The sequence below is a fragment of the Pseudomonas sp. B3G-3 genome, assembly GCF_028640915.1.
Lineage (GTDB): Bacteria > Pseudomonadota > Gammaproteobacteria > Pseudomonadales > Pseudomonadaceae > Aquipseudomonas > Aquipseudomonas chlororaphis_I.
The window spans coordinates 1-20,833 of record NZ_JAQZAB010000130.1; the positions used below are offsets into that span (position 1 = coordinate 1).

At 62.2% G+C, this 20,833-nt stretch carries 19 protein-coding genes and 3 tRNA genes; 8 read left to right on the forward strand and 14 right to left on the reverse strand.

Annotated features, from left to right (window positions below; all coding sequences use genetic code 11):
• Position 1: 1 nt before the first annotated feature.
• The 3 genes from PVZ80_RS28980 to PVZ80_RS28990 all read right to left on the reverse strand — a co-directional run bounded on the left by PVZ80_RS28980 (position 2) and on the right by PVZ80_RS28990 (position 435).
• Positions 2 to 77 (reverse strand) — tRNA-Val (locus PVZ80_RS28980).
• A 186-nt stretch (positions 78 to 263) separates the two neighbouring features.
• Positions 264 to 340, reverse strand: a tRNA-Asp gene (locus tag PVZ80_RS28985).
• A 19-nt stretch (positions 341 to 359) separates the two neighbouring features.
• Positions 360 to 435, reverse strand: a tRNA-Val gene (locus tag PVZ80_RS28990).
• A 160-nt stretch (positions 436 to 595) separates the two neighbouring features.
• Here PVZ80_RS28990 and rdgC point away from each other — a divergent pair.
• The 3 genes from rdgC (at position 596) to sugE (ending at position 3,038) form a co-directional block, all read left to right on the forward strand.
• The gene (gene rdgC / locus PVZ80_RS28995; RefSeq protein WP_009045083.1) at positions 596 to 1,516 is read left to right on the forward strand and encodes a recombination-associated protein RdgC; all 921 of its coding nucleotides are present in this window, start codon (positions 596 to 598) and stop codon (positions 1,514 to 1,516) included.
• A gap of 121 nt (positions 1,517 to 1,637) precedes the next feature.
• Positions 1,638 to 2,603 (forward strand): bile acid:sodium symporter family protein, encoded by a 966-nt coding sequence (locus PVZ80_RS29000; protein ID WP_009050238.1) that lies wholly within the window; start codon positions 1,638 to 1,640, stop codon positions 2,601 to 2,603.
• Positions 2,604 to 2,720: 117 nt separating this feature from the next.
• Complete coding sequence (gene sugE / locus PVZ80_RS29005) at positions 2,721 to 3,038, forward strand: quaternary ammonium compound efflux SMR transporter SugE (protein WP_009050239.1); 318 nt, start codon at positions 2,721 to 2,723, stop codon at positions 3,036 to 3,038.
• A 64-nt stretch (positions 3,039 to 3,102) separates the two neighbouring features.
• On the opposite strand, the gene PVZ80_RS29010 is transcribed toward sugE, so the two are convergent.
• The 4 genes from PVZ80_RS29010 to PVZ80_RS29025 form a co-directional block, all read right to left on the reverse strand.
• Positions 3,103 to 4,977, reverse strand: a complete 1,875-nt coding sequence (locus PVZ80_RS29010) for an MFS transporter (protein WP_009050240.1) — start codon at positions 4,975 to 4,977, stop codon at positions 3,103 to 3,105.
• Between the two features lie 84 nt (positions 4,978 to 5,061).
• Positions 5,062 to 6,210, reverse strand: a complete 1,149-nt coding sequence (locus tag PVZ80_RS29015) for a TDT family transporter (RefSeq protein WP_038634245.1) — start codon at positions 6,208 to 6,210, stop codon at positions 5,062 to 5,064.
• Between the two features lie 108 nt (positions 6,211 to 6,318).
• Complete coding sequence (locus PVZ80_RS29020) at positions 6,319 to 6,630, reverse strand: cupin domain-containing protein (RefSeq protein WP_198919241.1); 312 nt, start codon at positions 6,628 to 6,630, stop codon at positions 6,319 to 6,321.
• Positions 6,631 to 6,721: 91 nt separating this feature from the next.
• Entirely contained in the window at positions 6,722 to 7,927 is a 1,206-nt protein-coding gene (locus PVZ80_RS29025; protein WP_038576911.1) for an MFS transporter, read from the reverse strand.
• A gap of 91 nt (positions 7,928 to 8,018) precedes the next feature.
• Here PVZ80_RS29025 and PVZ80_RS29030 point away from each other — a divergent pair, with 91 nt between their 5' ends.
• On the forward strand, positions 8,019 to 8,564 hold the full coding sequence (locus PVZ80_RS29030) for a TetR/AcrR family transcriptional regulator (protein WP_016704413.1): 546 nt from the start codon (positions 8,019 to 8,021) through the stop codon (positions 8,562 to 8,564).
• Positions 8,565 to 8,753: 189 nt separating this feature from the next.
• The gene (locus PVZ80_RS29035; RefSeq protein WP_009050245.1) at positions 8,754 to 12,224 is read left to right on the forward strand and encodes a hybrid sensor histidine kinase/response regulator; all 3,471 of its coding nucleotides are present in this window, start codon (positions 8,754 to 8,756) and stop codon (positions 12,222 to 12,224) included.
• Between the two features lie 103 nt (positions 12,225 to 12,327).
• Here PVZ80_RS29035 and rmuC read toward each other — a convergent pair whose 3' ends face one another.
• Both rmuC and PVZ80_RS29045 read right to left on the reverse strand, forming a co-directional pair.
• Positions 12,328 to 13,695, reverse strand: coding sequence for a DNA recombination protein RmuC (rmuC, locus tag PVZ80_RS29040; RefSeq protein ID WP_162096439.1), 1,368 nt, complete (start codon positions 13,693 to 13,695; stop codon positions 12,328 to 12,330).
• Between the two features lie 175 nt (positions 13,696 to 13,870).
• Positions 13,871 to 14,194, reverse strand: coding sequence for a hypothetical protein (locus PVZ80_RS29045; protein WP_028681973.1), 324 nt, complete (start codon positions 14,192 to 14,194; stop codon positions 13,871 to 13,873).
• 940 nt (positions 14,195 to 15,134) lie between these two features.
• Between PVZ80_RS29045 and PVZ80_RS29050 the strand changes: the two genes are divergently transcribed.
• From PVZ80_RS29050 to PVZ80_RS29060, 3 genes are all read left to right on the forward strand, one after another.
• A complete protein-coding gene (locus tag PVZ80_RS29050; RefSeq protein WP_007927809.1) occupies positions 15,135 to 15,359 on the forward strand; it encodes a hypothetical protein in 225 nt (74 codons plus the stop codon).
• Between the two features lie 275 nt (positions 15,360 to 15,634).
• Complete coding sequence (locus tag PVZ80_RS29055; protein WP_009050248.1) at positions 15,635 to 16,117, forward strand: hypothetical protein; 483 nt, start codon at positions 15,635 to 15,637, stop codon at positions 16,115 to 16,117.
• Between the two features lie 145 nt (positions 16,118 to 16,262).
• Positions 16,263 to 17,546, forward strand: coding sequence for an OmpP1/FadL family transporter (locus tag PVZ80_RS29060; RefSeq protein WP_103330914.1), 1,284 nt, complete (start codon positions 16,263 to 16,265; stop codon positions 17,544 to 17,546).
• 73 nt (positions 17,547 to 17,619) lie between these two features.
• Here PVZ80_RS29060 and PVZ80_RS29065 read toward each other — a convergent pair whose 3' ends face one another.
• The 5 genes from PVZ80_RS29065 to PVZ80_RS29085 all read right to left on the reverse strand — a co-directional run bounded on the left by PVZ80_RS29065 (position 17,620) and on the right by PVZ80_RS29085 (position 20,833).
• Positions 17,620 to 18,171, reverse strand: a complete 552-nt coding sequence (locus tag PVZ80_RS29065) for a glutathione peroxidase (protein ID WP_025805639.1) — start codon at positions 18,169 to 18,171, stop codon at positions 17,620 to 17,622.
• 69 nt (positions 18,172 to 18,240) lie between these two features.
• Positions 18,241 to 18,363, reverse strand: coding sequence for a hypothetical protein (locus PVZ80_RS29070; RefSeq protein ID WP_255222802.1), 123 nt, complete (start codon positions 18,361 to 18,363; stop codon positions 18,241 to 18,243).
• On the reverse strand, positions 18,360 to 19,562 hold the full coding sequence (locus PVZ80_RS29075; RefSeq protein WP_009050252.1) for an MFS transporter: 1,203 nt from the start codon (positions 19,560 to 19,562) through the stop codon (positions 18,360 to 18,362). Before PVZ80_RS29075 ends, PVZ80_RS29070 begins: the two co-directional genes overlap by 4 nt.
• A 52-nt stretch (positions 19,563 to 19,614) precedes the next feature.
• The gene (locus PVZ80_RS29080) at positions 19,615 to 20,019 is read right to left on the reverse strand and encodes a MarR family winged helix-turn-helix transcriptional regulator (protein ID WP_016702496.1); all 405 of its coding nucleotides are present in this window, start codon (positions 20,017 to 20,019) and stop codon (positions 19,615 to 19,617) included.
• A gap of 82 nt (positions 20,020 to 20,101) precedes the next feature.
• Complete coding sequence (locus PVZ80_RS29085; RefSeq protein ID WP_198919242.1) at positions 20,102 to 20,833, reverse strand: adenosylcobinamide-GDP ribazoletransferase; 732 nt, start codon at positions 20,831 to 20,833, stop codon at positions 20,102 to 20,104.

The window sequence follows — 20,833 nt, forward strand, 5'->3', positions numbered from 1 at the left end:
GTGGTGGGTGATGACGGGATCGAACCGCCGACCCTCTGCTTGTAAGGCAGATGCTCTCCCAGCTGAGCTAATCACCCTTTACCTTCGTTGCGGGGCGCATTATTACACAGAAATTCATAACGTGCTGATTTAAATAACAAAATTATCAAAAAAAGCTGAATTTCAATGTATCGGACGCCGCGCATGAAACACAGGCACAAAAAAGCCCGCGTTAGCGGGCTTTCTGTGATGACCTGGCGTTCAGTGTTCCAGATCATCGAATATGGCGCAGCGGACGGGACTCGAACCCGCGACCCCCGGCGTGACAGGCCGGTATTCTAACCGACTGAACTACCGCTGCGCGTAACACTGAAAGCGAATGGTGGGTGATGACGGGATCGAACCGCCGACCCTCTGCTTGTAAGGCAGATGCTCTCCCGGCTGAGCTAATCACCCTTCACGTTCGGTGTGGCGCGCATTCTACGGAGCGTCCCCTACTCTGGCAAGCACTTTTTAAAATAATTTTTTCAGGCCTTCCAAAGGCTTAGCGGAGGGTTGGCCTATGGAGCTGCGCGGAGAATAATGCCCCCCTTTGTATAAAGGAGAGATTCACCCCATGTGGTTCAAGAACCTGCTTATCTATCGCCTGACCCAAGATCTGCCCTTTGATGCTGAGGCGCTGGAAACCGCACTGGCCACCAAACTGGCGCGTCCATGTGCAAGCCAGGAGTTGACCACTTACGGTTTCGTCGCGCCGTTCGGCAAAGGCGAAGATGCACCGCTGGTACACGTCAGCCAGGACTTCCTGCTGGTCGCCGCGCGCAAGGAAGAACGTATTCTGCCTGGCAGCGTGGTGCGCGACGCGGTCAAGGAAAAGGTCGAAGAGATCGAAGCCGAGCAAATGCGCAAGGTCTATAAAAAGGAACGCGACCAGATCAAGGATGAAATCATCCAGGCCTTCCTGCCACGCGCCTTTATCCGTCGCTCCTCGACTTTCGCCGCCATCGCGCCGAAGCAGGGCCTGATCCTGGTCAACTCGGCCAGCCCGAAACGCGCCGAAGACCTGCTCTCCACCCTGCGCGAAGTGCTCGGCACCCTGCCAGTGCGCCCGCTGACCGTGAAGACCGCGCCGACTGCGATCATGACCGACTGGGTGAAAACCCAACAAGCCGCCGACGACTTCTTCGTCCTCGATGAGTGCGAACTGCGCGACACCCACGAAGACGGCGGCATCGTCCGTTGCAAGCGCCAGGACCTGACCAGCGAAGAAATCCAGCTGCACCTGAGCACTGGCAAGGTGGTCACCCAATTGTCCCTGGCCTGGCAGGACAAGCTGTCCTTCATGCTCGACGACAAGATGACGGTCAAGCGCCTGAAGTTCGAAGACCTGCTGCAGGACCAGGCGGAACAGGACGGCGGCGACGAAGCCCTCGGCCAACTGGACGCCAGCTTCACCCTGATGATGCTGACCTTCGGCGATTTCCTCCCGGCGCTGTTCGAAGCCCTGGGTGGCGAAGAGATTCCACAAGGCATCTGACAACCCCTTTCAGCAGCCAGCGGGCTGGCGACCGGCATTGCCCGATCCGCCGCTGACTCCTGCAGGAGCCTCACAGACGCCACCGCTTTCGGTGGCGTTTTCATATAAGAAGGAACAGGCCATGCGTGCACTGGCAGCATTAAGTCGTTTTGTCGGCAATACCTTTGCCTACTGGGTACTGATTTTCGCGGTGGTGGCGTTCTTGCAGCCGGGCTGGTTCATCGGCCTCAAGGGCGCCATCGTGCCGCTGCTGGGCCTGGTGATGTTCGGCATGGGCCTGACCCTGAAGCTCGAAGACTTCGCCGAAGTCGCCCGCCATCCATGGCGCGTGGCCCTGGGCGTGGTCGCGCATTTCGTGATCATGCCGGGCATGGCCTGGTTGCTGTGCCAGGTCTTCCACCTGCCGCCGGAGATCGCCGTCGGCGTGATCCTGGTCGGCTGCTGCCCGAGCGGTACTTCGTCCAACGTCATGACTTGGCTGGCCCGCGGCGACCTGGCGCTGTCAGTGGCGATCGCCGCTGTCACCACCCTGCTGGCGCCGCTGCTGACGCCGGCCCTGATCTGGCTGCTGGCCTCGGCCTGGCTGCCGGTTTCGTTCATGGAGCTGTTCTGGTCGATCCTGCAGGTGGTGCTGCTGCCGATCGTGCTCGGGGTGATTGCCCAGCGCGTGCTCGGCGACCGGGTGCGGCATGCGGTGGAAGTATTGCCGCTGGTGTCGGTGGTCAGCATCGTGATCATCGTCACCGCGGTGGTGGCCGCCAGCCAGGCGAAAATCGCCGAGTCCGGCCTGCTGATCATGGCCGTAGTGATGCTGCATAACAGCTTCGGTTACCTGCTGGGCTACTTCACCGGCCGCCTGTTCAAGCTGCCGTTGGCGCAACGCAAATCCCTGGCCCTGGAAGTCGGCATGCAGAACTCCGGCCTTGGCGCCGCCCTGGCCAGCGCGCATTTTTCGCCGCTGGCGGCGGTGCCGAGCGCCCTGTTCAGCGTCTGGCACAACATTTCCGGAGCGCTGCTTTCCACCTGGTTCCGCCGCATGAGCGAAAAGGACGACCGCACACTGGCCGCCCAGCAGGCGAGCGACTGAGGAGAAACTTGATCCCCGGATTAATGATGGGCACTATACTGCGCAACGCGGGGACGACCCCGCGGCTCGATCGAGTCATTAATCTGGGGACGACCCCGTCAATCGATGGAGGTCATCATGTCCTGGATCATTCTGTTTTTCGCCGGCCTGTTCGAAGTGGGCTGGGCCGTCGGCCTCAAGTACACCGACGGTTTCAGTCGCCCTCTCCCCACTGCCCTGACCATCGCCGCCATGGCGGTCAGCCTCGGCCTGCTGGGGCTGGCCATGAAGGAGCTGCCGCTGGGCACCGCCTATGCCATCTGGACCGGGGTCGGCGCAGTCGGCACGGTGATCGCCGGGATCATTCTGTTCGGTGAGTCCATGGCGCTGTTCCGCCTGGCCAGCGTGGCGCTGATCATTACCGGGCTGATCGGCTTGAAGGTCAGCACGGCCTGATACCAGCAAGCGCCCCAACAAAAACGCCCACCACTCTGTGGGCGTTTTTATAGGCGCTGGAAACCTAGCGCACGTTACCGCGCAGCTCGCCCACCAGGGTTTGCAAACGGGCCGGTTCGGCACTGTCGGCTGTCACGGCCGAACCCGCCACCAGGGTCACTCGCGACCACAGGCGGCGGAACAGCCCCTTGCTAGGATCACGGCTGAAAAAGCTGCCCCACAGCCCCCGCAACGCCAGCGGAATCACCGGCACCGGTGTCTCTTCGAGAATCCGCGTCAGCCCACCCTTGAACTCATTGATCTCGCCATCGGCGGTCAGCTTGCCTTCCGGGAAGATGCACACCAGCTCGCCATCCTTGAGGTAACGGGCAATTTGGGTGAACGCCCTTTCGTAGATCTGGATGTCCTCGTTGCGCCCGGCAATCGGAATGGTCCCGGCGGTACGGAAGATGAAGTTGAGCACCGGCAGGTTGTAGATCTTGTAATACATCACGAAACGAATCGGCCGCCGCACCGCGCCGCCGATCAGCAAGGCATCGACGAAGGACACGTGATTGCACACCAGCAACGCCGCGCCTTCGTCCGGGATCGCCTCCAGGTTGCGATGCTCGACCCGGTACATGGAATGGCTGAGCAGCCAGATCATGAAACGCATGCTGAACTCGGGGACGATCTTGAAGATATAGGCGTTGACCGCGATGTTCAGCAGCGACACCACCAGGAACAACTGCGGGATCGACAGCTTGGCCAGGCTCAGCAAGACGATCGAGACGATCGCCGACACCACCATGAACAGCGCGTTGAGAATGTTGTTCGCGGCAATCACCCGCGCCCGCTCGTGCTCCGGGGTCCGCGACTGAATCAGGGCGTACAGCGGCACGATGTAGAAACCGCCGAAGATGCCCAGGCCGAGAATATCGATCAGCACCCACCAGGCGTGGCTATAACCGAGCACTTCGATCCAGCCGTAACCCGCCTCGCTGACCGGAATCCCGCCGGAATGCCACCACAGCAGCAGGCCGAACACCGTCAGGCCGAACGAGCCAAAGGGCACCAGGCCGATCTCGACCTTACGACCCGAGAGCTTCTCGCACAGCATGGAACCGACAGCGATCCCCACCGAGAACACGGTGAGGATCAGCGTGACCACCGTTTCGTCCCCGTGCATCCACTCCTTGGCGTAGGCCGGAATCTGCGTCAGGTAGATCGCCCCGACAAACCAGAACCACGAGTTGCCGACGATCGAGCGCGACACCGCCGCAGTCTGCCCCAGGCCCAGGCGCAGGGTGGCCCAGGACTGGCTGAAGATGTTCCAGTCCAGGCGCAGGTCCGGAGTGGCCGCCGCGGCCCGGGGAATGCCCCGGCTGGCGAGATAACCGAGTACGGCGACTGCAATGATCGCCGTCGAGACGATGGGGGCGTAATGGGCGGAGGACATCATGATCCCCGCGCCAATGGTCCCGGCGAGAATCGCCAGGAAGGTGCCCATTTCCACCAGGCCGTTGCCGCCGACCAATTCTTCCTCCCGCAGCGCCTGGGGCAGGATCGAATATTTCACCGGACCGAACAGCGCCGAGTGGGTGCCCATGGCGAACAATGCCAGCAGCATCAGCGACAGGTGATCGAAGACAAAACCCACCGCCCCCACTGCCATGATCACGATCTCTCCGAGCTTGATCAGGCGGATCAACGCGTCCTTGGCGAACTTCTCGCCGAATTGCCCGGCCAGCGCCGAGAACAGGAAGAACGGCAGGATAAACAGCAAGGCGCAGAGGTTGACCCAGATCGAGCGGTCGCCCTCGATGGCCAGCTTGTAGAGAATGGCGAGGATCAGCGACTGCTTGAAGATGTTGTCGTTGAACGCACCGAGGGATTGGGTAATGAAGAACGGCAGGAAACGCCGCGTACGAAGCAAGGTGAACTGTGAGGGGTGACTCATCTTCCATGTCCCTGAGTGGCTTGGATGCTGTTATTGGATTATCGATCTTCGATCCAGGCCACAACCTTACCTAAAGTTCGCGGATTATTTCGCTAATCCTGCGATGCAAGGCGAAACGAACAGCTCACCCCGATAAGCGCCCTGCAGCGTGCGCTTGCCCACCAGCAGCCACATCAGTGCCAGCGCCAGGACCAACAGGCTGCCGAACACCGCAAAAAACGTCAGGTTCAGGGTAGCGGCCAGTTTCAGGGTGGTCAGGGCATAGACCCCCAGCGGGAAGGTGAACCCCCACCAGCCGAGGTTGAACGGAATGCCGTCGCGCAGGTAACGCAAGGTGATCAGCAGCGCCGTCAGCATCCACCACAGGCCGAACCCCCACAGGGTGATACCGGCCACCAGCCCCAGGCCCTCGGCGATTTCGCCCATTCCGGCCATGCCGTTGGCAGCAAAGATCGCCGGAGCGTCCGCGCCCAGCAGCAACATGCCCAGGGCCCCCGTGCCGATCGGCCCCAGGGCCAGCCAGCTCGAGGCGGCCATGCTTTCGTGCGGCAACTTATGCAGGGCCATGCGCAGCAGGAGAATGGTCAGGATGCTGAACGCCACCGGCAGCGAGAAGGCCCAGAGCACATAGCTGGTCACCAGCATCACCAGTTGCGAATGCGCGTCCAGCAGGTGCGGCGCCAGCAGCCCGCCGCTGGCGGCGGCGACTTCGGCCGCGACCACCGGCAACAGCCAGACCGCGGTCATCTGGTCGATACGGTGCTCCTGGCGGGTGAACATCATGTAGGGAATCAGCACCCCGCAAGCCAGCGACAGCGCTACGTCCAGCCACCACAGCAGCTCGGCCAGTTGCACCACACCGTCGCCCCAGCGTGGCACGCCGAACAGCAGGAAACCGTTGATGATGGTGGCCAGGCCCATGGGAATGGTGCCGAAGAACATCGAGACCGTGGAGTGCCCGAAAATCCGCCGGGCTTCGTCGAAGAACATTATCCAGCGTGCCGCATAGGCCGCGCTGAACAGCACGAACAGTACGATGGTGAACAGCCACAGCCCCTCGGCCAGCAGGTGCAGGCCCGGGATCCGCAGCGGCAACTGGGCCAGCGCCAGGGCCAGTACGCCGGTGCCCATGGTCGCGGCGAACCAGTTGGGGGTGAATTGGCGGATGGCTTCGCGAGGATGCTGCAGCTGGCTCAAGGGCCGTCCGGTTCTGAGGGTGTTGGGGCATGTCATGGTGCGATCTCCTGTCCTCCGATGAGGTGGAGCCCATGATAGAACCGGATCGAATATCTATATAACGGGTAATTTCTCTATCTGTTATCTATTTTACAAATATACGAGTCAGACACTGCCCGCGGTTTCCACCACCAATACCCGCGCTGCACCTTGTGGATGAGCCACATGCTCGGTACCGACATCGGCGTAGAAGATATCGCCCACCTCCAGCAGCACCGAGTGCTCCAGGCCGTTTTCCCGATAGTGCATGCGCACCTGGCCATCGAGCACGACAAACACTTCCTGCCCGTCGTTGATGTGCCACTTATAAGGCTGGTCGGTCCAATGCAGGCGCGTGGTGATGCCGTTCATGTTGGCAATATCCAGCGCCGCCCAGGCCCGCTCCCCAGTGAAGGTTTTACTGCGAATGATCTTCATGAATGCCCGTCGCTCCCAAGGCTGATGCATGCACCTCGCACGCGCCAGATGCGCAGGCTAACCCAAGCCGGCGGATCAGCCACCAACGCGCTCAACCTTCTGGCACGACGCAGGCCTTGGCGGTGCGCTGGCGCAGCAGCCCCAGCAAGGCGGCCAGGGACAGCAGGATCAATACCGCGCCATAACCATCGGTGGTCGCGATCAGGCCAAAACTGCGGGTCAGGTTTCCCGCCAGCAGGGACGGCAGGCAGAACGCCAGATAACTCAGGACATAAAATGCCGACATCAACCCCGCCCGCTCATGGGGCAAGGCCAGGGGCATCACACTGCGCAGGGCGCCGAGGAACCCGGAGCCAAAACCACCGCCAGTGACCAGGGTGCCGAGGAAGAACAGCGGCAGGCTGGCGGTGTGCACGGCAATCAGGATCAGGCCGATGCCGACGGCCAGCAGGCTCGCGCCCAGCCGCAGCACCTTGTCCGCCGGACGATGGCGCAGGGAAACAATCATCAGGGCACCGCTCAGGGTCAGCACCGCCACCAGGCCGCCACCGATCAGGTTCGAGGTCGAGCCCGTCGCGGTACGCACCAGCGATGGCGCCAACGACAGAAAGAACCCGCCCACGGCCCACACCGCCACGTCCACCGGTAACGCCAGCCACAGCGCCCGCCGCGCCTGAGGCGGTACATGCAGGGTCGGCCGCAGGGAGGCCCAGACACCGGGCTGGGCACTGACTGTCTCCGGCAGGCGCCAGACGTACAGCGCCTGGGCGACAAACAGCACCAGCAGCAACCAGTAGGCCAGTTGCAGCGGCAACGGTGCGTATTCCACCAGCAAACCGCTGCCCATCGCCCCGCACGCCATGCCCAGCAAGGGCGCCACGCTGTTGACCAGCGGCCCCTGCTGCCGGTCGGTATCCAGCAGCGCCGCCCCCAGCACGCTGGTGGCCATGCCGGTGGCGAATCCCTGCATCACCCGGGCAGCAATCAGCCAGGCTACGCTGTCGGCCTGGATAAATAGCAGCATCGCCAGTATGTCCAGCAGCAGCGCCACGAAGATCACCGGCTTGCGTCCCAGATAATCCGAAAGCGAACCCACGGTCAGCAGCGCCGCCAACAGGCTCAAGGCGTAGACGCCGAAGATCAGGGTCAGGGTCGCCGAGGAGAATTGCAGCACCTCCTGATACAGGTGGTACATCGGTGTCGGCACGCTGGAAGCGGCGAGAAAACTGAGTAAGGTGATCGCCAGAAACAGCAGTCTGGAACGATTTGACAGTGAAGAGTCGACAGGACTGGACATGGGCACGCTCCATTAAAGCTAATTTTTTGCTTTTGCGGAGTGTGCTACCGCCTCGCTCTTAAAGCAAATTCTTTGTGTTAAGGTTCGATCCATGGCTATTAAAGAAGGTTTACGCCCGGGCGGGCGCAGTGCCCGGGTACAGGAATCCATCCACTCGGCAGTCAGGGAACTCCTCGAAGAACAGGAGCGCTCGACCCTGACCGTGCCGCAAATCGCCGCCCGCGCCGGCGTGACGCCCTCGACCATCTACCGCCGCTGGGGCGACCTGTCGACGCTGCTGGCGGATGTCGCCCTGGCGCGCATGCGCCCGGACAGCGAACCGGCCGCCACCGGCAGCCTGCGCGGCGACCTGTTGGCCTGGGCCGAACAGTACCTCGACGAAATGAGTTCCGAGCCCGGGCGCAACATGATGCGCGATGTGCAATGCAGCGCCACGCCCGGCTATTGCGTGAGCATTCTCAGCGGGCAATTGCAGATCATCCTCGATCGCCACCGGCACAGCGAAGCAGCTCTGCCCAGCCTCGATCGACTACTGAACATGACGGTGGCGCCGACGGTGTTCCGCATCCTGTTCGCCGCGGAACCGCTTGACGTGCAGGAGTTGCATGAACTGATCGACATCGCGCTGCGGCCTTGAGACCGCCAGCGCGGGCAAGCTCGCTCCTGCCGGGTTCGTCACCCTTTGCAGAAGCGAGATTGCTCGCACTTCCCCCCTGCGACACCTGGCCGCGCCAATACCTTGGTCGACACTGACGAACCCCGAACATCGTGCGAGACTGTCTGACCGGGCTGAAGCGCCCGGCGCGCCTTTATGTTCGGAGTTTCCATGTCGTTGTCCAGCGGGCTGATCGCCATTGTCGCCCTGGCCTATATGGCCATCATGTTCGCCATCGCCTTTTACGGTGACCGTCGCAGCGCGCCCTTGCCGCCGCGGGTGCGTGCCTGGGTGTACAGCCTGTCGCTGGCGGTGTATTGCACCAGCTGGACCTTCTTCGGCGCCGTCGGCCAGGCCGCCGAGCAACTCTGGTCGTTCTTGCCGATCTACCTGGGGCCGATCCTGCTGCTGGTGCTCGCGCCCTGGGTCCTGCAAAAGATGGTGATGATCAGCAAGCAGGAAAACATCACCTCCATCGCCGACTTCATTGCCGCGCGCTACGGCAAATCCCAGTCGCTGGCGGTGGTGGTGGCGCTGATCTGCCTGGTTGGCGTGCTGCCCTACATCGCCCTGCAGCTCAAGGGCATCGTGCTTGGCGTGGACCTGCTGATCGGCGCCGGCGCCGACACCATGGGCACCCGCGCCCAGGACACGGCGCTGATCGTGTCGTTGATCCTGGCGCTGTTCACCATTGTCTTCGGTACCCGCAACCTCGACGCCACCGAGCACCACCGCGGCATGGTGCTGGCGATTGCCTTCGAATCCCTGGTCAAGCTGCTGGCCTTTCTCGCGGTCGGCGCCTTTGTCACCTATGGCCTGTACGACGGTTTCGACGACCTGTTCAGCCAGGCCATGCTCGCCCCGCGCCTGGAGCAGTACTGGCAGGAAACCATCAACTGGCCGTCGATGGTGGTGCAGACCGGCGTCGCCATGATGGCGATCATCTGCCTGCCGCGGCAGTTCCACGTCACCGTGGTGGAGAACATCGAGCCCCAGGACCTGCGCCTGGCCAAGTGGGTGTTTCCCGCCTACCTGGCCCTGGCCGCGCTGTTCGTGGTGCCGATCGCCCTGGCCGGGCAGATGCTGCTGCCCAGCTCGGTCCTGCCGGATTCCTTCGTCATCAGCCTGCCCCTGGCCCAGGCCCATCCGGCCCTGGCGGTGCTGGCCTTCATCGGTGGCGCATCGGCCGCCACCGGCATGGTGATCGTCGCCAGCGTGGCGCTGTCGACCATGGTCTCCAACGATATGCTGCTGCCCTGGTTGCTGCGCCGGCAGAGCGCCGAGCGACCCTTCGAAGTGTTCCGCCACTGGATGCTCTCGGTGCGCCGGGTCAGCATCGTGGTCATCCTGCTGCTGGCCTATGTCAGCTACCGTCTGCTGGGCTCCACCGCGAGCCTGGCGACCATCGGCCAGATCGCCTTCGCCGCCGTGACCCAACTGGCCCCGGCCATGCTCGGCGCGCTGTACTGGAAGCAGGCCAACCGCCGCGGCGTGTTCGCCGGATTAGCGGCCGGCACCTTCCTGTGGTTCTACACCCTGATCCTGCCGATCGCCGCCCACAGCCTGGGCTGGTCGCTGAGCAGCTTCCCGGGCCTGGCCTGGCTGCACGGCAACCCGCTGAACCTGCCGATCACGCCCTTGACCCAGGGCGTGGTGCTGTCGCTGGCCGGTAACTTCACCCTGTTCGCCTGGGTCTCGGTACTGTCACGCACCCGGGTTTCGGAACACTGGCAGGCCGGGCGTTTCATCGGCCAGGAAATCAGCGGCCGCCCCAGCTCCCGCTCGATGCTGTCGGTGCAGATCGACGACCTGCTCAAGCTCGCCGCGCGTTTTGTCGGGGAAGAACGGGCCCGCCAGAGCTTCATCCGCTTTGCCTACCGCCAGGGCAAAGGTTTCAACCCCAACCAGAATGCCGACGGCGAATGGATCGCCCACACCGAACGCCTGCTGGCCGGTGTCCTCGGCGCCTCGTCCACCCGCGCAGTGGTCAAGGCCGCCATCGAAGGGCGGGAGATGCAGCTCGAAGACGTGGTGCGCATCGCCGACGAAGCCTCGGAAGTGCTGCAATTCAACCGCGCCCTGCTGCAAGGCGCGATCGAGAACATCAGCCAGGGCATCAGCGTGGTCGACCAGTCCCTCAGGCTGGTGGCCTGGAACCGCCGGTACCTGGAGCTGTTCAACTACCCGGACGGGCTGATCAGCGTCGGCCGGCCGATCGCCGACATCATCCGCCACAACGCCGAGCGCGGCCTGTGCGGGCCGGGCGAGGCGGAAGTGCATGTCGCCCGCCGCCTGCACTGGATGCGCCAGGGCCGCGCCCACACTTCCGAGCGGCTGTTCCCCAATGGCCGGGTGATCGAGTTGATCGGCAACCCGATGCCGGGCGGCGGCTTTGTCATGAGCTTCACCGACATCACCCCGTTCCGCGAAGCCGAACAGGCCCTCACCGAAGCCAACGAAGGCCTGGAACAACGGGTTGCCGAACGGACTCAGGAGCTTTCGCAGTTGAACGCTGCGCTGACCGAAGCCAAGGGCACCGCCGAGGCCGCCAACCAGTCCAAGACGCGTTTCCTGGCGGCGGTCAGTCACGACCTGATGCAACCGCTGAACGCAGCCCGGCTGTTCTCCGCCGCCCTCTCCCACCAGAACGACGGCCTGTCCGCCGAAGCGCAGCAATTGGTCCAGCACCTGGACAGCTCCCTGCGCTCCGCCGAAGACCTGATCAGCGACCTGCTGGATATCTCCCGCCTGGAAAACGGCAAGATCAATCCGGAGCGCAAGCCGTTCGTGCTCAACGAGCTGTTCGATACCCTGGGGGCCGAATTCAAGGTCCTGGCCCAGGAGCAAGGCTTGAAGTTCCGCCTGCGCGGCAGCCGTCTCAGGGTCGACAGCGACATCAAGCTTCTGCGCCGGGTCCTGCAGAACTTCCTGACCAATGCCTTCCGTTACGCCAAGGGGCCTGTGCTCTTGGGCGTGCGCCGCCGCGGCAACCAACTGTGCCTGGAGGTCTGGGATCGCGGGCCGGGGATTCCGCTGGACAAGCAGCAGGTGATCTTCGAAGAGTTCAAGCGCCTCGACAGCCACCAGACCCGCGCCGAAAAAGGCCTGGGCCTCGGACTGGCGATCGCCGATGGCTTGTGCCGCGTCCTCGGCCACGGCTTGCAAGTCCGCTCCTGGCCGGGCAAGGGCAGCGTCTTCAGCGTCAGCGTGCCGCTGGCCAAGGCAGCCGTCAGCGCACCGAGACAGGTGGCCGAACTCAACGGTCATCTGCTGTCCGGCGCCCAGGTGCTGTGCGTCGACAATGAAGACAGCATCCTGATCGGCATGAACAGCCTGCTCAGCCGCTGGGGCTGCCAGGTCTGGACCGCGCGCAACCGGGAAGAATGCGCCGCGCTGCTCAGTGATGGCGTGCGCCCGCAACTGGCGCTGGTGGACTATCACTTGGACGACGGCGAAACCGGCACCGAGGTCATGGCCTGGCTGCGCACCCAGTTGGGGGATCCGGTACCTGGCGTGGTGATCAGCGCCGACGGGCGCCCCGAGATGGTCGCCGAGGTACACGCCGCGGGGCTGGACTACCTGGCCAAGCCGGTGAAGCCGGCGGCGTTGCGGGCGCTGTTGAGCCGGCATCTGCCGCTCTGAGAGTCCTGTAGTCGCTGCCGCAGGCTGCGATAAGACCTTCAGCGATATTGAAAGCGCCGCGTCCCCTCCGGGGCCGATCGCAGCCTACGGCAGCGGCTACAGCTCAATCCGGCAGCTCGAGCAGGGCACCGTCGGCATCGGTCATCGCCCGTTCCAGCAGGTCCGCCGGCAGGCTCTTGCTCGCGCGCGCGCCGAGCAAGCGCAGTTGCTCGCTACGGCTGACCAGGTTGCCGCGCCCCTCGGTCAGCTTGTTGCGCGCGGCGCTGTAGGCCTTGTCCAGCTGCTGCAGACGATTGCCGACCTCATCCAGATCCTGAATGAACAACACGAACTTGTCGTACAGCCAACCGGCGCGTTCGGCGATTTCCCGGGCGTTCTGGCTCTGCCGCTCCTGCTTCCACAGGCTGTCGATCACTCGCAGCGTGGCCAGTAGCGTGGTCGGGCTGACGATCACGATGTTGCGGTCGAAGGCTTCCTGGAACAGGTTGGGCTCGGCCTGCAAGGCGGCGGAAAAGGCCGCCTCGATAGGTACGAAGAGCAGCACGAAATCCAGGCTGTGCAAGCCTTCAAGGCGCTTGTAGTCCTTGCCGGCCAGGCCTTTGACGTGATTGCGCAAGGACAGCACGTGCTGTTTCAGCGCCGCCTGGCCGATCACCTCATCGTCCGCCGCGACAAACTGTTGGTAGGCGGTCAGGCTGACCTTGGAGTCCACTACTACCTGCTTGTCGCCGGGCAGCATGATCAGCACGTCGGGCTGGAAGCGCTCGCCGTCGGGCCCTTTGAGGCTGACCTGGGTCTGGTACTCGCGGCCTTTCTCCAGGCCGGCATGTTCCAGCACCCGCTCGAGAATCAGCTCGCCCCAGTTGCCCTGGGTTTTCTGGCCCTTGAGCGCGCGCGTCAGGTTGGTCGCCTCGTCGCTCAAGCGCAGGTTCAACTGTTGCAGGCGTTCGAGTTCCTTGCCGAGGGAAAAACGCTCGCGCGCTTCGGCCTGATAACTCTCTTCGACCCGCTTCTCGAAGGACTGGATGCGCTCCTTGAGCGGGTCGAGCAATTGTCCGAGACGCTGCTGGCTGTTCTCGGCAAAACGCTGCTCGCGCTCATCGAAGATCTTGCCTGCCAGCTCGGCGAACTGTGCCCGCAGCTCGTCCCGCGAGCCTTGCAGGTCGCTCAGGCGTTGCTGGTGGCTTTCCTGCTGCTCGCGCAGCTCGGCATTCAATGACGCGGCCTGGGCGTCCAGGCGCCGCAACTCGGCTTCCTTGTTGGCCCGCTCAAGATTCCAGGCGTGGGCCGCGTCACGGGCGTTGTCGCGTTCGATCTGCAACAACTCGACTTCCCGGCGCACCGCCGCCAGATCGGCCTGCTTCACGGCATTCGCCTGGCCCAGGTCGCTGATCTCGTCGCGGCAGGCATCCAGCTGGGCGTTCAAGCCATCCTGCGCCAGCAGTGCGGTGGCCAGGCGCTCCTCCAGCAGGGACAGTTCGGTTTGGCGGGAGCTCAGACGGCGTTGCAGTTGCCAGGCGAGCGCCACCAAGGGCAATGCCGCGCCTGCCAGACCGAGCAGTACGCTGGTCAAGTCCATAGCCATAGCCACTCCAGACAGGGAAATAAAGCTTGAAGGTTAACCAAGGGACCGAGGCTTGGACAGCTCAGTCTTCGATCTGGCCAAGCTCCTGCTGGGCGCGACGATCGCCAGCCCGTGCCGCCTGACGCAGCAGATCGTGGCCGATCCGCCGATCGCGGGCGTTGCCGCATTCGCGGCACATCAGTTGGCCAAGACGACTCTGTGCTGCCACCACCCCTTCCCGGGCAGGCTGCTTGAGCAAACGCCCGGCAAAGTGCTTGATGTTCCGGTTATCACCCAGGCGTGGGCTGTCGAGCAGCCACATGGCCACGCGTAACGAAAAACGCTTGGGCTCGGTAACACTGGAAGAGGCAGAGGTAACAGAAGGTGACACTGAGCGAAACTTCATAAAGCACTGTAGGGCAGATCGGAAGGCGCGCCACTCTACTCCTTTTTTCGCACGCGTAAAGTCGAAAAGAACTCGGCACGCCCGTGCTAGAGCAAGCGCTTGGGACAATCCACAGAAGCTGTGGATAACTCAGTGGACAACCGCCCTACAAGTCGCCGAAAGCCGCATGGGACGGGGCCCGCAGTCAAACTGACGATTTTTTCACCAGTAAAAAAAACCGATGTTTTTCATTGACTTAAATTTTCATCGCAGGCATTGGAGGGCCCGGCAGGTGAGGTGACAGGCCGGTGACAGCCCGCGCAACTATTGTGCACAAGTACCCTCGATCCAGTTATATCGCTGCACCTTTTTCGTCCGTTCCCGGGAGAACAACATCGAAGACCAAAGATTCCAGTAACAACTTTTCTGCCCCACTGCGGTGAAAGTCCGGCCCGGCTCATTCGCGGCCTGCCCTGCGATACTCATAACCATTTTGCCTAACACACTTGCACCAGCTACATCAATCCGTTATCATCCACAGCGTTAGTACCAAGCTGAAAGTCAATTCTGGTCGAACAAGTCCCCCGGTTCAGCTTCCCTGAAGAGAAGTTTCTACCGACTACACGGGATCGACCACCTCGCTGGTTTCCAGGTAAAGCTTTCGCCGACACCGCCTTTGAACACATTGCAAAGGATGTCGCGAAGCCCTTTTACTCTGACCGAACCAACCTGCAAATTGATCAGGATCTTCACCTGGGGCCCAGAACCTTAACCCCCGCTGTGATTGCCTGCCCTCCTAAGTACCTACCTGCCAGCCCTAGCGCGCACTTGATAAAGCGCTTCCAACTGGCTGCTTTGTTCCAGTCGGGTTCTTCGTTCGACCAATGGTGGTCGGCGTTACTGGAACGTTTTAACGTTGCACGGTTCTTAACCGTGTCATTTGTAGGAACACCCAATAACTATGTCTACTCAAATCCAGACTCAGGATGCCATTCGCACCCTCACCAACGCTTTTGCTCCAATGAACTGCCTGATCATGGCCGCTCGCAAAGGCTGCTTCAGCTTCACCCTGGTCAACGAACACGGTATCGCTCGTCACAGCGAACGCCTGTACCCCGACCAGTATTCCAGCGCCGAGCCGCTGCAAGCGGTGATCGAGCGCACCCGTCAGGCCCTGACTGCCTGAGACGCCAGAGCGCTGAAAACCCGAAGCCCCGCCTGAACAGCGGGGCTTTTTTATTGCCTGTTATTTCGGTTTTTCCGCCGTCGGCTAAAGCATCATCCGATATAACGGTTATAACTCGAAGCTGGAAATATTTTAAAAACAGTCCTTTACAGCAACGATATGACACTACACTTCAACTCAAGCGGCATGATCCGCTTCCGGCGAGTCTGACCGATCCACCGCTGCCAAGCTCCCCCATCAGGTCTCGCCGGCCACTTTCACGCTTCGAGGGCTTTATGGGTATTGCCGCCAGCGAACTGTGCCGCTACGTGATCCGCCCGACCCTGATCTATCTGGGCAACCACAGTCGCACCGCAGAATCACTGCTGCTAGGCATCGCCGCCAGCCAATCCGCCCTCGGCTCCGCCCTGCACGACCGCAGGGGCCACGGCCTCTACCGCATCGCCGAACCCCGCCACCAGGCACTCTGGGACCACTATCTGGCGCTGGATCCGGAACGCGCCAGCCTGGTTCGCGGCCTGGCCAGCCAGCACGCATTCCTCAGCGGCCCGCACTTGGAATTGACCGTCAACCTGCGTTACGCCACCGCCATCGCCTGGCTGCTGGTAGAAGAGCAGAACACCCCGCTCCCCGAAGCCGGCGACCTGCTCGGCATGGCTCGCATCTGGAAGCAGATCTTCCAGCCACAAGGACGCTTGCGGGACTTTGCCGATGCCTGGCAAACCTGTGTTGCACCACTGAATCAGGTCGCCTGCTGATCGGACTTTTTGCAAGTTCGTGCAAACAACGGCAATTTTGGTCTGATTGTCCTACAAAACCGCTCTATCTCAAGCCATACAGGCTATAGCGCTGAGGAGGAAATGTTGGTAATTTTCGCTCCGGTGATCACCAGGAGTTCTAATAATGAAAAAAGTAATACTCAAAACCAGTCTTAGCCTTGCCGTTGCCATGGCATCCACCCAACTTTTCGCAAGTGGTTTTGCCCTGAACGAACAAAGCATCAGCGGCATGGGTACTGGTTTCGCCGGTCGATCCTCTGCTGCGGACGATGCAAGCACAGTTTTTGGCAACCCTGCCGGTATGTCGCGCCTGAAACGCCAGCAAATCACTGGTGGCGTCGCGGCCATTGATGCATCCACCGACATCAACGATGCCAGCGGCAGCCGTAGCGGCACCAACAAAGGCGACATGGTGCCTTTCACTGCCGTGCCGATGGGCTACTACGTCAAGCCTATCGACGATCAGTGGGCCTTCGGTCTGGGTGTCTATGCCCCATTCGGCCTGATCACCGACTACGAAAACGGCTTCCAGGGCCGTAACTTCGGCAGCAAGAGCGAAGTTAAAGTCATCACCTTCCAGCCAACCGTCAGCTACGCCTTCAACGACAAGGTGTCGATCGGTTTCGGTCCGACCATCAACCGTATCTCCGGCACCCTGGAATCGGCACTGACCACCCCTCTTTCGCCTAACGACGGCCGTGTGCAAATCAAGGGTGACGACATTGGCTACGGCTACAACATTGGGCTGCTGGTCCAGGCGACCGACACCACCCGCGTGGGCCTGACCTACCACTCGAAGGTCAAGTACAAGCTGGAAGGCCACACCGAAGTCAGCCCAGGCGCCGGTACTCCAGGCGCTCTGCTGCGTGGCGCTCGCTACGATGCCTCGCTGGACATCACCACCCCTGAATCGGCCGACCTGTCGGTGACCCAGGACCTCAACGATGCCTGGAAACTCTATGCCGGTGCGACCTGGACCCGCTGGAGCCGCCTGAAAGACATCACCGTGCAAAACGAAGGTGTAACTGCCAGCGCCGGCGGTCTTCTGGCCCCGGGTGCGCTCAGCAGCATCAAGGAAGAGCAGAACTGGCACGACACCTGGGCCTACGCCATCGGTACTTCCTACCAGTTGAACAAGCAGTGGGTACTGCGTACCGGCCTGAGCTTCGACCAGTCGCCAGCCAACAACACCAACCGTTCGCCACGCATTCCTACCGGCGACCGGACCATCTTCAGCCTTGGCGCCGGCTGGAGCCCAACCGAAGACCTGACCATCGATGTGGCTTACTCCTACCTCAAGGAAGAGAAAGTCAAGGTCAACAACCACAATACGCTCGGCCAGTCTTACAGCTCCGAGTACGAGAACAGCGCGAACGGCTTTGGCGTGGGTGCAACCTACCGCTTCTGAAGCCTGACGGCCTGAACGAAAAAGCCCCCGCATCCAAGGATGCCGGGGCTTTTTTATTGACCGCGGATAACACTCAAGGCTTGGACGCCAGCGCCTGTTCCACCGCCTCGATCAGTTCCGGACTGTCCGGCTTGGTCAGGCTGGAGAAATTGGCGATCACCTTGCCCTGGCGATCGACCACATACTTGTAGAAATTCCACTTCGGCGCACTGCTCTGCTCGGCCAGGACCTTGAACAAATGCACCGCGTCCGGGCCTCGGACCTGCTGCGGTTCGGTCATGGTGAAGGTGACGCCGTAGTTCACATAACAGACCTTGGCCGTTTCCGCGCCATCCTTGGACTCCTGCTTGAAGTCATTGGAGGGCACGCCTACCAGCTCCAGCCCCTGATCCTTGTAACGCTGGTACAGCGCTTCGAGCCCCTTGAACTGCGGGGCAAAGCCGCAAAAGCTCGCGGTATTGACCACCACCAGCGGCTTGCCGGCAAAGCGCTGGCACAGGTCGATGGATTCCTTGGCGCGCAGCTTGGGCAGCGAGCCCTGCAACAGCGACGGGCATTCGCCCGCCCACGCCGAACCGGCAAACACCATGAGTACAGCTGGAACAGCCAGCCAACGCGCCAACATATTCAACTCCTTGAAAGTACCGTCAAAGGGTGAAGCTACTCGCCCGGCGGACGCCCTAGCAAGTGCCTCCTAGCAGACGCCCATGCCCAACTGCATCAGCGCCAGCCCACCCTGGTGCCAGCCCCACCAGGCCAACGCCAACAGCACGACGACAACCGCCAGGCCGACCCAGCGCAGGCCTGCCCGGCTCATGCCACGCTTGCCTGCAAACGCGCGACCGGACGCTCGCGCACCGGCCAGTTCAAGGCCGCGGCCAGCAGACTGAGGAGAATCGCCACCTGCCAGATCAAGTCATAACTCCCGGTTCGATCGTAGACCACCCCGCCGAGCCAGCCGCCGAGGAACGAGCCCAACTGGTGAAACAGAAACACGATGCCGCCCAGCATGGACAGGTTGCGCACCCCGAACAAGGTGGCCACCGTGCCATTGGTCAGGGGCACCGTCGACAGCCACAGGAAGCCCATGGCCATGCCGAACAGATATGCGCTGAGTTGCGTCACCGGCAGCCAGAGGAACAGGCCGATGACCACCGCGCGCAACAGGTACAGGCCGGTCAGCAAGCGTGGCTTGGACATGCGTCCGCCCAGCCAGCCAGCGGTGTAGGTCCCGAAGATATTGAACAGGCCGATCAGCGCCAGCACCGTGGTGCCCACTGTGGCCGGCAAATGCTGGTCCACCAGGTAAGCCGGCAAATGCACGCCGATGAATACCACCTGGAAACCACAGACGAAAAAGCCGAACGCCAGCAGCCAGAACCCGGAATGGGAACAGGCTTCACGCAAGGCCTCGGAAAGGCTCTGCTCATGGCCCAGGCTTGGCAGCGGCTTGTCCTTGAGCATGCTCACCAGCGGCACGATCAACGCCACCAGCAACCCCAACACCAGCAGCGCTGACGACCAGCCGAGCCAGCCGATCAAGCCCAGGGTGCCCGGCAGCATGGCGAACTGACCGAACGAACCGGCCGCACTGGCGATGCCCATGCCCATGCTGCGTTTTTCCGCCGGCAGTGCACGCCCCACCACGCCGAGAATCACCGAGAACGAGGTCCCCGAAAGGCCGATACCGATCAGCAATCCGGCGCTCAACGACAGCGACAGCGGTGAGTCGGCCAATCCCATGAACAACAGGCCCACGGCGTACAGCACGCCGCCGATCATCACCACCTTGGCCGCGCCGAAGCGGTCGGCCAGGGCGCCGGTGAAGGGCTGGGCCAGGCCCCAGATCAGGTTCTGCAAGGCAATGGCAAAGGCAAACACCTCGCGCCCCCAGCCGAACTCGGCGCTCATGGGCGGCAAAAACAGACCGAAACCGTGTCTTACCCCCAGGGACAAGGCCAGGATCAGCGCGCTCCCGAGAAGAACCCAACCGCTGGTACGCCACATCGAAGTCATCGTTATTCTCCATTTACGGGTATATACCCGCTTATCATCGAACAAAAGGCGTTCACGCCAGTTCGTTCAGCAAGGCCAGCAAGGTTTCGCGTTTCTCTGCACCCAGACGGTCGATCAAACGCTGTTGCGCCGCCTCCCAGGCCGGCAAGGCCGCCAGCAATCGCTGCTGGCCTTCCTCGGTCAGCTGGACGATGCGATTGCGTTGATCCTCGCCTTCGGACAACCGGACCAGCCCCTCGCCTTCCAGCACCCGCAGGTTACGGCCCAGGGTGCTGCGATCCAGCCCCATCGCTTCGGCCAGGCTGGAAATGCTCGGTTGGTCCAGACGCTGCAGGTTGCTCAGCAAGGAATACTGGGCAACGTTGATCCCGAAGCCGTCGAGAGCGCCGTCGTAGAACCTGCTGACGCCACGGGCGGCGCGACGCAGGTTGGTGCACAGACATTGAGAAGGAAGCATGGTGCGTGTATATACCCGCGATTAATGGAATGCAAGAAATTTGCAAAGCCCAGGGCGCGGATAAAACCCGCGCCCCGCCTTTCTAGAACAGCGCCAACCCCACCAGGACCGCCACCTCCAGCAGTTCCAGCAGAGCCCCCGCCGTATCCCCGGTGGTGCCGCCCAGACGACGCAGCATCAGCTGGCGCAAGCCGACAAACACCACGCCCGCCAGCAGCAACGCCCACACCGCGCCATAACCACCGAGCACTACACACGCCAGCGCAGCAAGCGCCAGCACCCACTTGCCGGCCGGACGCGGCAGATGATTCGCCAGCGCCTGCCCAAGGCCACCAGGGCGTACATAAGGCGTACAGAGGAACAGCCCGAGCAAGGCGCCGCGACCGATCAGCGGCGCCAGCAGCAAGGCGACACCGGCCTGCTGCTCGATCAGCGCCACCAGCGCGGCGAACTTGAGCAGCAACACCAGCCCCAGGGTGACCACGGCGATCGGCCCGCTGCGCGGGTCCTTCATGATCGTCAACGTACGCTCGCGATCGCCGAAGCCACCCAGCCAGGCGTCTGCACTGTCGGCCAGCCCGTCGAGATGCAAGGCACCACTGAGCAGCACCCAGACCGTCAGCAACAACGCCCCATGCAGCAACAGCGGCGCGCCCATCAACAACTGGTTCATGCCCCAGAGCAGCAGCCCGAACAGCAGGCCAATCAGCGGATAGAACAGCAACGACCGGCCCATTTCCTCGGGCGATGGCATGCCCGGCAAACGCACCGGAAAACTGCTGAGAAATTGCAGGGCGATCCAGAATGGCAGCAC